A 10,061-nucleotide genomic window follows, 5' to 3' on the forward strand; every position below is an offset into this window, starting at 1 on the left:
TTTCACTCCCACCGGATCCGGGGGTCCAGCCACGCGTACACCAGGTCGGTGAGCAGCTGGACGGTGACGTAGACGGCGACGATCAGTAGCAGGAGGTCCTGCACGACGGGGTAGTCGCGGCGGATCACGCCCTGTTCGATCAGCTGGCCGAGGCCGGGCCAGGCGAAGATCCGCTCCACCAGGACGGCGCCGGCGATGAGTTGGCCGATCTGCAGGCCGAGCACGGTGATCGCGGGCGGCAGCGCGTTGGGCAGGGCGTGCTGCCAGACGATCCGCCGGCGGGAGACGCCGAGCGCGGTGGCGGTGCGGACGTAGTCCTCGGCGAGCGCGCGCTCCATGCCGTCCTTGAGGTAGCGGGCGAGCACGGCGGCGCTCGGCAGGGCCAGGCAGACGGCCGGCATCAGCAGGTACTGGACGGCGAGGTCGGGCTGGTCGAGCAGCGACTCGTGGCCGCCGGCCGGCAGCAGCCCGAGGGTGACCGCGAAGAGCAGCACCAGCAGGACGCCGGTGACGAACGGGGGCACGGCGAGGACGGCGGTGGTGAAGGCGCGGACGGCGGCGGCGACCGGCCGGCGCCGGGTGGTCGCGCCGAGCACCCCCAGCGGGAGGGCGATCAGGATCACCAGCAGCAGGGCGCCGAGGGTGAGTTGGACGGTGGCGCCGAGGCCGTTGCCGATCAGGTCGGCGACCTGCCCGCCGATCGCGTAGCTGGGCCCGAGATCCCCGGTGACGAGGTGGCCGAGCCAGCTGACGTACTGGGTGAGCAGCGGTCGGTCGAGGCCGAGCCGGCCGCGGACGGCGGCGACGGCCTCCGGGCCGGCGTCGGGCCCGGCCAGCGAGGTGGCCGGGTCGCCGGGGATCAGCCGGAGGATGAGGAAGACCAGGAAGGAGGCGAGGACGAGGACGAGCAGCCCCGAGGGCAGCCGTTTGACGAGGAAGGTGCGCATCGGTCAGGCCGCCAGGTAGGCGTCGTCGAGGTTGAGGTAGCCGAACTTGTTGAGGTCGGCGCCGCGGGCCTTGCCGCCGGCGACCTCGACCAGGCCGGCGATGGCGAGGTCGATGACGAACTCCTCGTCCAGCAGCACGTCGGTGATCTGCTGGTAGAGCGCCTTGGCCTCGGCGCCGTCGCTGTCCGGCCGGTTCCAGGCCTTCTGGACGACGTCCGTGTAGGCGGGCGAGCTGAAGCGCGAGCTGTTCTTCGCCTCGTTGAACGGGTAGGCGCTGACCGCCAGGGTGGCCGGGTGCAGCTGGGCGAAGCCGTGGCTGAGCGTCCAGAGGGCGGGCATGGTCTGGGAGATGAGCTGCTTCTGCATGGTGGGGGAATCGGTGGGCTGGAGCACCGTCTCGATGCCGACCTGCTTGAGGTCGTACTGCAGGATCTGGGCGACGGCGGTGGAGCCGGGCTCGTTGGAGTGCGCGAACGGCAGGGTGATGCTGTCGAGGCCCGCCTCCTTGAGCAGCGCCCGCGCCTTGTCCGGGTTGTGGCTGTAGCGGGTGGCGTTGGCCTCGCTGTAAGCGGGCGAGGACTTGGGCCAGGGGGCGGAGGAGACGGTGCCGTACCCGCCGAGGGCCTGCTGGACGAGCCGCTCGCGGTCCACCGCCCAGGCGATGGCCTGCCGGACGCGCTTGTCGCCCACGTGCTCGCCGGTGAGGTTGGCGCCGATGTAGTAGGCGCCGGCGCCGGTGTCGTACTGCTTGATGTGGAACTGCGGGTCGTCCTTGAGGGTGGCCACGTCCTTGCCGCGCACGGAGTAGGACAGCTGGGTCTGGCCGGTCCTGAGCGAGGACAGCAGGGACTCCGCCTGCGGGACGATCCGGATCTCGACGCCGTCCAGGTAGGGCCGGCCGGGGTTCCAGTACTTCTCGTTGCGGGCGAAGGTGATGGAGCTGCCGGGCTTGCGGTCGGTGAGCGTGAACGGGCCGGTGCCGATCAGTCTGGTGCCGGCGACGGCCTCCTCGACGCTGACCGAATCCGGGATGATCATGAACTCGAAGAGGTCGAAGAGGTTGCTCACCGGGTGGGCGAGGACGAGGGTCAGCTCGAAGTCGCCGTTCTTCCGGAAGTCCGTGACGGCCGCGGCGGTGGACCGCAACTGGGCCGACCGGGCCGGGTTCTGGAGGTTCTTGACGGCGAACACCACGTCGTCCGCGGTGAACTTGCGGCCGCTGTGGAAGAGCACGTCCTCGCGCAGCTTCAGCGTGACCCCGGTGCCGTCCGCCGCCACCTGCCAGGAGGTGGCCAGCTCGGGCTGCGGCTGGAGCCGGTCGTCGTACCTGGTCAGGGTGTTGAAGACCAGGCGCTGGACGAGGGTGTTGGCACTCTGGGCGAAGAGCAGGCTCGGGGTGAAGTCGACACCGGCGCCCACCGTGAGGACGCCGCCCCGGCGCGGGCCCGCCGATCCGCCCGCGGCGGAGGTGGCGGTGTCCGCGGCCGAACGGCAGGCCGCCAGCGTCAGCAGGCCGGCGCCGGCGAGGCCTCCGCGGAGCAGGGCCCGGCGGGAGACGCCGGGGGCGGAGGAAGTGGTGAACGCGGTCATAACGGGTCCTTCGACGGGGTGGTCGGGCGGGCGAGTGGGAGGGGGTGGGGCTGGGGTACTGGACGGCGGGGAGGTGCCGGGTCGTGGGGTGGCGGGGTCGTCCGGTCAGAGCAGCCGGCCGGGGCCGGCGGGCGGCGCCGGGGCGGACGCCGTCGCCTGGAGCGGCCGGGCGTACAGCACGCCCAGGACGGCGGCGCCGGCCGCCACGGCGAGCGCGTCGGCCCCGCGCCGCTGGGCGATCAGCAGGTCCGCGTCCCGGTGCAGGTGCGAGCGGAGCGCGAACTCGGCCCGGACCACGTCCAGGTAGACCGGATCGAGTACCGCGAAGGTCTCGGTGAGCACCAGCAGGTCGGGGTTGACCACGTCCGCCAGCAGGGCGAGGGCCCGGCCGACGATCGCGGCCCGGCGGCGGACCAGGAGGTCGGCCCGCCGGTCCCCGGCCTGCACGGCGGCGATCAGCTCGGCCCGGTCGGGCCGGGAGGTGATCCCGTCCGCGGCCGCCGCCTCGAAGAGCGTGGTGTCCGAGGCGGCGGCCGCCAGACAGCCGGTCCGGCCGCAGTGGCAGAGCGTGTCGTCGCCCGGCACCGGCAGGTGGGCGACGTCGCCGGTGGCCGAGGCGGGGCCCAGGTGCACCACGCCGGCCACCGCGAGCGCCGCGTCCACCACGTGCCCGACGAAGAGGTGCACCATGGAGCGGCGGGCGGCCGGGTGCCCGAAGAGGATCTCCGCCTGGGTGAGCGCACGGGCATGGTTGTCCACCCGCACCGGCAGTCCGGAGGCCCGGGAGAGCAAGTCGCCGAGCGGCATGTCCTTCCATTGGAGCGGGTCATGCCGGACCGTCATGCCGCGGTCCGGATCGACCGTGCCACCGGTGACGGCGCCCAGCCCGACCACCGTCCGGCCGCCCGGCACCTGGGCGAGCAGCCGGGGCAGCCGCTCCAGCAGTGGCCCCAGCACGGCGTGCCCGGTACGGCCGCGGTTGCTCAACTCCTGCCGGCGGAGCACGTTTCCGCGCAGGTCCAGCAGGGAGAAGGTGGTGTACGGCACCCCGATGTGCAGCCCCGCCACCGCCAGTCGGCCGGTGTCGACGTCCACCGGCAGCTGCGGCCGCCCGACCGTGCCCGCCCCGCCGCCGGTCAACTCGGGCCGCTCGCAGAGCAGTCCGATCCGGGTGAGGTCCACCACCTGCCGGGACACCGCGGAGGCGCTCAGCCCGGTGAGTGCGGCGACCCGGCTGCGGGCGATCGGCCCGCGGTCGAGCACGGTCCGCAGCACGGTGGCGGCGTTGACGTCCCGCCGCTCGTCCCCGATGCGGCGGTCGTCGCCGGTCCGCCGCTCGTCCGCGGGGCGGAGGGCGGGGTGCGGGAGCGTGTCGGACATCGCGGGTGCCTTTCGGGCTGCGGGGCTACGGGGTTGCGGGGCGCCGGCCTGCGGGTGGTGGCCCGGGCCCGGGGGACGGCCCGGGCCCGGGCCGGTCGGCTCACGCCGGGAGGGAGGCCTCCAGCTCCTCGGCCGGGACGAGACCGGCCACCTTGGGCGGCTCGGTCGGCTCCAGCAGACGGCTCGGGGTGCCGTCCACGCCCACCGGCAGGTCGCCGTCCAGGGTGATCCGGCGGACCAGGCGCGGCTCGTCGCCGTAGTCGTTGACGGCGTAGTGCTGGGTGGCGCGGTTGTCCCAGACCGCCACGTCGCCGACCTGCCACTCCCAGCGCACGGTGTTCTCCAGCCGCTCGACGTACCGCTGGAAGAGGTCGATCAGGGCGCGGCTGTCGGCCCCCGACACGCCCACGATGCGCTGCGCGAACGCGCCGAGCAGCAGCGTCTTCTCGCCGGTCACCGGGTGCACGCGGACCAGCGGGTGCTCGGTCTTGAACGCGGTCGAGACGAACACCTGGCGGAACAGCTTGGCGATCTCCGCGTTGTCGGCCAGCTCGGGCCGCAGGGCCAGGCTCGCCGCGTAGTCGTAGTCGTTGGTGTGAACCGCCCGCAGGCTCTCCGCCAGCACCTTCAGCGGCTCCGGCAGGTCCTGGTAGGCGGCGACGGTGTTGGCCCAGACGGTGGAGCCGCCGGCCGGCGGGAGTTCCAGCGAGCGGAGGATCGAGGCCTTCGGGTAGGACGGGACGAAGGTGACGTCGGTGTGCCAGTTGTTGGCGCGCACCCCCTTGGTGGCGTCCAGCTCGAAGATGTACCGGCCGTCCGCGCTGGGCACCGTCGGGTGGCCGACCGGCTGGCCCAACAGGCGGGCGAACGCCTCGTGTTCGGCGTCGTCCAGGTGGTTCTGGCCGCGGAAGAACAGCACCTTGTGCTCGTACAGCGCGGCCTCGACGGCAGCGACGGTCTCGGCGGGCAGGTCGCCGCCGAGCCGGACGTCGTGCACGATCGCGCCGATCCGGCCGGCGGCCGGGGTGATGCGGAGCTCGGTGAGGGCGGTGGTCATGGTGGAACCTCGGCTTTCGCGGGGAGGGGGGACGGGAGGGGGACGGGACGGCGAAGGAGCGGACCGGCAAGGAGATGCCGGCCGGCCGCGCCGGTGTGGGGCAGGGCGGGCGTGCGGCAGGACCGGCCGGCTTGGCGCGGACCGGATGCGGAACGCGGCGCAGGGAGGGGCGGCACAGGGCGGCGCGGCCCCACACCGGCGCGGCGCGGTGCCGTGCGGTGCCGTGCGGTGCCGTGCGGTGCCGTGCAGGGAGTACGGGCGGCGCCGGGTGTGCGGCAGTGGCGGACGGCTGTCCGACGGGCGCACGGTCGGTGGGCGCCTTGCCCGGGGGCGGGCGCCGGGCTCTACCGGATCAGCGGTACGGGCTCAGCACGGCCCCGGGCGGGAGCGGGCGTTCAGCGACAACAGCGGCTGCGGCCGTGGCCACGGCAGGGACGGGGACAGGCAGGGCACGGGACCCCGAGTACGTCGGTCATCGGCCCTCCTTCCGGCGTGCTGCGAGTGGGCTCGGCGCTCATCGTGCTGAACGCCGAGGCCTGCTGTCAATCGCCGTTCTGCCTGCTGGTCAGCGGAGTTGCGGCGGTGTTGCGTCCCGTTGCGGCCGGTGTCGGAGCGATGGCGGGCGTGCGTCACGAGGGCATTCGGCCTTGTCGGGGGGCCTGGCGGAGTTATTAGCTCTCGGAGCGGAAGAAACTCCGACGGTCTCCGCAGGCACGCTGCGGCCGCTCGCGGGCGCTGTTCGGTGCCGCCGCGCGGGCCTGCGGGCGCGGCGGCGTCGGCCCGATCGGGTTCGTGTCCGCATGCGCCTTCGTCTTCGTCGTGGTGCTCGTGACTCCGTCCCTGTCCCTGTCCCTGTCCCTGTCCCTGTCCCTGTCCCTGGTCCCGTTCCCGAGGGGAGAAGCCCGGTGCTCGACCTGGCACGTGAGGGGTGGCGTGGCTCTCCTGACCCTGGCGCGCCGGAGGCAGCGTCGGCGGCTGTCGAGGGCGACGTAGATCGCCGCGGGCCACCTGGGCAGGGACCGGACGGCCCAGCCGAGGCAGGAGCGAGAGCCGCGAGCGCCTACGCGAGACCTGCATACGCGAGCTCACGCCAATCAGGACCGATGGCGACCCGCCCTGTTCGGTCGGCGGTTCGCGGTGGAGGCTTCACGCGTGGCCGGCGGTCGGCGAGGGCGGGGCAGGCGCTGTCGGAACCCGCCAGTGCGCGGGTGGCGTGGGTCCGGTCGAAGTGAACGCCGGTGGGCCGCCCCCGCCCGCAGGCGGCCTGCGCACCGTCCAAGGATCTGGGGAAGGTTGGCGAGCATGTCGGCGGGTCCGCCGACCCCTGGTCGGCGGACGCAAGGACCGCAGCAGATCAATCACCGAGCAGCCGGGGCGGGGCCGGTCAGCCGCCGCACGCGCAGCCTGCGGCGGTCTTCGCCTCGGCCGGGCTCTGGGTGGGGTCGACGGCCTGTTCGACGGGGGTGCAGCAGGCGGTGGTGCCGCAGCAAGCCTCCGGCGCACTGTCGGCGCTCTTGCCAAGGGTGTCCGCGTCGGCCTTCACGACGTAGACCTCCCACGGCTCCTTGCCGGGGCCGTGCACCCACGTCTTGTCCTGGAGCGCGTAGCAGCAGGAGGTGTCGTTCTCCTCGAAGGTGGCCAGGCCCGCGTCCTTGAGCCGGCTGGTCGCCGCGGCCACCTGCTCGGTGGACTCGACCTCGACGCCGAGGTGGTCCAGGCGGGTGTCCTCGCCGGCCTCGCCCTCGATGAGGACGAGCTTGAGCGGGGGCTCGGTGATGGCGAAGTTCGCGTAGCCGGGGCGGCGCTTGGCCGGCTCGGTGCCGAAGAGTCTGGAGTAGAAGGCGATGGAGCCTTCGAGGTCGGCGACGCGCAGGGCGAGCTGAACACGGGACATGACGGTTCCCCGATCCGAGGTCTTGTTTCGACGTCTGTCGATACAGTGAGCTTGCCTCTCCGGATAGATGGCTGTCAACATAGACGTATGTCGAATCTGGAACTGCCGGTGCTCGGCCAGGACGACGCGGCGGCGTGCTGCTCGCCGATGGTCCGCGAGCCCTTGGGTGAGGAAGCCGCCATGGACCTGGCGAAGATGTTCAAGGCCCTGTCGGACCCGGTGCGGCTGCGGCTGCTGTCCCTGATCGCCTCGCACGAGGGCGGGGAGGCCTGCGTCTGCGACCTGACCGGCCCCTTCGAGGTCTCCCAGCCCACCATCTCCCACCACCTGAAGGTGCTGCGCGAGGCCGGGCTGGTCGGCTCCGAGCGGCGTGGGACCTGGGTCTACTACTGGGTGCTGCCCGCCGCGCTGGCCAAGCTGTCCGCCCTGCTCCGGACTCCGGCAGGCACGGCCGCCCAGACGGCAGGAGGCGCGAGATGACCGAGGTAGCTCCGCTCGGGCGCCGGGCCGCGGTCGAGTTCGTCGGCACCGGCGCCCTGGTCGCGGTCGTGGTCGGCTCCGGCATCCAGGCCACCCAGCTGTCCCAGGACGTGGGCGTGCGGCTGCTGGCCGACTCACTGGCCACCGTGTTCGGTCTCGGCGTGCTGATCGTCCTGCTCGGCCCCGTCTCCGGGGCCCACTTCAACCCTGCTGTCACCCTGGCCGCCTGGTGGACCGGACGCCGCGGCGGGGAGGGCCCGGGCCTGCGCGAGGTCGCCGCCTACCTGCCCGCGCAGATCGCCGGGGCGATCTGCGGGGCGGTGCTGGCGGACGCGATGTTCGCGCAGCCGCTGGTGCGCTGGTCCACCCACGCTCGCGGGGCCCCGCATCTGTGGCTGGGCGAGGTCGTGGCGACCGCCGGCCTCATCCTGCTGGTCTTCGGTCTGGCCCGGGCCGGCCGGGCGCACTTCGCCCCGGTCGCGGTCGCCTCCTACATCGGCGCCGCGTACTGGTTCACCTCCAGCACGTCGTTCGCCAACCCGGCCGTCACGGTCGGCCGGGCGTTCACCGAGACCTTCGCCGGGATCGCCCCGCCCTCGGTGCTGCCGTTCGTCGCCGCCCAGCTCGTCGGCCTGGTGGTCGGCGTCGCCTTGGCCGCCGTGCTGTTCGGCCGCCCCGTCGCGGCTGCCGCCGAGGACGTCGTGGTCCCGTACGACGTGCACCACCCGGCCGCCGCCGAACGCTGAACCCGCCCCGCCGCTCCTGCCCGAAGGAAGAACTCGTGAGCTCTCCTGCCGTCCCGTCCGTACTGTTCGTCTGCGTCCACAACGCCGGCCGCTCGCAGATGGCCGCCGCGTTCCTCACCCGCCTCGGCGGCCAGCGCGTCGAGGTCCGCTCCGCCGGATCCGCCCCTGCCGACACGGTGAACCCGGCCGTGGTCGAGGCGCTGGCGGAGGTCGGCATCGACATCTCCGCCGAAGTGCCGAAGGTGCTGACCGCCGAGGCGGTGCAGGCCTCCGACGTGGTGATCACCATGGGCTGCGGCGACGCCTGCCCGTACTTCCCCGGCACGCGGTACCTGGACTGGAAGCTGGATGACCCGGCAGGCCAGGGCGTCGACGCCGTGCGCCCGATCCGCGATCAGATCGAGCAGCGCATCCGCGGCCTGCTCGCCGAGCTCGGCATCGAGGCCGCAGCATGAACGCCGCCGTGACCATCACGGCGATGCTGCCCGAGCACGCCGGTCAGGTGCTGACGATCTACCAGCACGGGATCGACGGCGGCGACGCCACCTTCGAGACCACCGCCCCCAGCTGGGAGGCGTTCGACGCCTCCCGGCTCACCGGACACCGCCTGGTCGCCCTCGATGCCACCGGCCGGGTGCTCGGCTGGGCAGCCGCCGTGCCGGTCTCCGACCGATGCGCCTACGCCGGCGTGGTCGAGCACTCCGTCTACGTCCACTCTGCCGCCCGCGGCCAAGGCCTCGGCCTCGCCCTGCTCCGGGCCCTGCTCGCGTCCACCGACGCCGCCGGCATCTGGACCGTCCAGTGCGGCATCTTCCCGGAGAACACCGCCAGCCTCGCCCTGCACACCAAGGCTGGCTTCCGCGTGATCGGCACCCGCGAACGGCTGGGCCGACACCACGGACGCTGGCGCGACGTCATCCTGCTTGAGCGCCGCAGCCCGGCCGTCTCCTGATCCACCTGCGCCCGGCTCCGCCGGGCCGCTCCGTGTCCGCAGCGGCTCGGGGGCGCGGTGGCGCCGCGGGCCCGGCGGCCGGGCGGGCTCACGTGGGTGGACGGCGTCCCGGATGACCGGCCCCGTCACGTCGGTTCCTCCGTGGAGACGACCAGGAGCTTCGTCACCGAGCCGTCCTCGCCGACGACGTCGCGCAGGTGCCGGAAACCCAGACGGCGGCACATCTCCAGACTCGCGGTGTTCTCCGCGCCCACCATCCCGTAGGCCTCCTTGAGTCCGAGGTGGTCCGCGGCGTGGCGCAGCAGGCCGCGGACCACCTCGCTGCCCAGTCCCCGGCCCCAGAACTCGGGGGCGAGGGCGGTGATCAGTTCGTGGCCGTCGACGTTTCCGGTCTTCTTCAGCTCCGCGTGGCCCGCGTATCTCCCGTCGTGCCACAGGCCCCACACGTCGAACAGGTCCTTGGGGTACACGTCCGTCTGGATCGCGCGGAACAGCACGCGCAGCTCCGACTCGGGAGCGCGCTCCTGGCCCATCCAGTGGCACACCTCCTCGATGCGCAGCAGTGCGACGAAGGCGTCCTCGTCCTCGGGCCGGTAGGGGATGAAGTCGAGGCGCTCGGTGCGCAGGGCGGGGGTCATGGCGGGCTCCGATCGGGGTGGGCGCCGTGGCGGTGGCAGGGAGCGGGGGGTAGGAGGGGGCGGGGGCGCCGGGCCGGCGTTGTGCGGCCGGCACCCCCGGTCGGGTGGCGGGTCAGGACTCGCTGTTCGCCATGCGCTCGCGCAGGCTGCGCGGGCGCATGTCGGTCCAGACCTCGTCGACGTAGGCCATGCACTCGGCCTCGGTGCCCTCCTTGCCGACGCTCTGCCAGCCCGCGGGTACCTCGATGTCGGCCGGCCAGAGCGAGTACTGCTCCTCGTCGTTGCGCAGCACCTGGTAGCGGGTGTTCTCGTCCATGTCACGTTCCTCGGTGGTAGCTGTAGCTGGGGTGCGGTCGGCGGTGATGGTCGGGCGGGCG

General features: G+C 73.3%; 11 protein-coding genes. 4 read left to right on the forward strand and 7 right to left on the reverse strand.

Annotated elements, in window-relative coordinates; all coding sequences use genetic code 11:
- Positions 1 to 2: 2 nt before the first annotated feature.
- The 5 genes from ACZ34W_RS24220 to ACZ34W_RS24240 form a co-directional block, all read right to left on the reverse strand.
- Positions 3 to 947, reverse strand: coding sequence for an ABC transporter permease (locus tag ACZ34W_RS24220; RefSeq protein WP_329491832.1), 945 nt, complete (start codon positions 945 to 947; stop codon positions 3 to 5).
- Positions 948 to 950: 3 nt separating this feature from the next.
- Positions 951 to 2,537, reverse strand: coding sequence for an ABC transporter substrate-binding protein (locus ACZ34W_RS24225; protein ID WP_465606980.1), 1,587 nt, complete (start codon positions 2,535 to 2,537; stop codon positions 951 to 953).
- A 105-nt stretch (positions 2,538 to 2,642) separates the two neighbouring features.
- A complete protein-coding gene (locus tag ACZ34W_RS24230) occupies positions 2,643 to 3,917 on the reverse strand; it encodes an ROK family protein (RefSeq protein WP_465606982.1) in 1,275 nt (424 codons plus the stop codon).
- A 100-nt stretch (positions 3,918 to 4,017) separates the two neighbouring features.
- Positions 4,018 to 4,974, reverse strand: a complete 957-nt coding sequence (locus tag ACZ34W_RS24235; protein WP_352291314.1) for a TauD/TfdA dioxygenase family protein — start codon at positions 4,972 to 4,974, stop codon at positions 4,018 to 4,020.
- 1,384 nt (positions 4,975 to 6,358) lie between these two features.
- Positions 6,359 to 6,868 (reverse strand): ArsI/CadI family heavy metal resistance metalloenzyme, encoded by a 510-nt coding sequence (locus ACZ34W_RS24240; protein WP_359808340.1) that lies wholly within the window; start codon positions 6,866 to 6,868, stop codon positions 6,359 to 6,361.
- A gap of 87 nt (positions 6,869 to 6,955) precedes the next feature.
- On the opposite strand from ACZ34W_RS24240, the gene ACZ34W_RS24245 reads away from it, so the two are divergent.
- From ACZ34W_RS24245 to ACZ34W_RS24260, 4 genes are read left to right on the forward strand one after another with little or no spacing between them, the layout of a single operon-like run.
- Positions 6,956 to 7,348: an ArsR/SmtB family transcription factor gene (locus ACZ34W_RS24245; protein WP_465606985.1), complete on the forward strand. Its 393-nt coding sequence runs from the start codon at positions 6,956 to 6,958 to the stop codon at positions 7,346 to 7,348.
- Positions 7,345 to 8,094 (forward strand): aquaporin, encoded by a 750-nt coding sequence (locus ACZ34W_RS24250; protein ID WP_465606987.1) that lies wholly within the window; start codon positions 7,345 to 7,347, stop codon positions 8,092 to 8,094. The genes ACZ34W_RS24245 and ACZ34W_RS24250 overlap by 4 nt, the downstream gene beginning before the upstream one ends.
- A gap of 35 nt (positions 8,095 to 8,129) precedes the next feature.
- Positions 8,130 to 8,549, forward strand: coding sequence for an arsenate reductase ArsC (locus ACZ34W_RS24255; RefSeq protein ID WP_465606988.1), 420 nt, complete (start codon positions 8,130 to 8,132; stop codon positions 8,547 to 8,549).
- On the forward strand, positions 8,546 to 9,046 hold the full coding sequence (locus ACZ34W_RS24260; RefSeq protein WP_465606990.1) for a GNAT family N-acetyltransferase: 501 nt from the start codon (positions 8,546 to 8,548) through the stop codon (positions 9,044 to 9,046). The genes ACZ34W_RS24255 and ACZ34W_RS24260 overlap by 4 nt, the downstream gene beginning before the upstream one ends.
- A 125-nt stretch (positions 9,047 to 9,171) precedes the next feature.
- Here ACZ34W_RS24260 and ACZ34W_RS24265 read toward each other — a convergent pair whose 3' ends face one another.
- Together ACZ34W_RS24265 and ACZ34W_RS24270 are read right to left on the reverse strand one after the other, a co-directional pair.
- Positions 9,172 to 9,684 carry a GNAT family N-acetyltransferase gene (locus ACZ34W_RS24265; RefSeq protein ID WP_465606993.1) on the reverse strand — a complete coding sequence of 171 codons (513 nt, stop codon included), beginning with the start codon at positions 9,682 to 9,684 and terminating at the stop codon, positions 9,172 to 9,174.
- A 112-nt stretch (positions 9,685 to 9,796) separates the two neighbouring features.
- Positions 9,797 to 10,000, reverse strand: coding sequence for an MbtH family protein (locus tag ACZ34W_RS24270; RefSeq protein ID WP_465606995.1), 204 nt, complete (start codon positions 9,998 to 10,000; stop codon positions 9,797 to 9,799).
- Between the last annotated feature and the right edge of the window lie 61 nt (positions 10,001 to 10,061).

The sequence above is a fragment of the Kitasatospora sp. NPDC022856 genome (genome assembly GCF_055561235.1).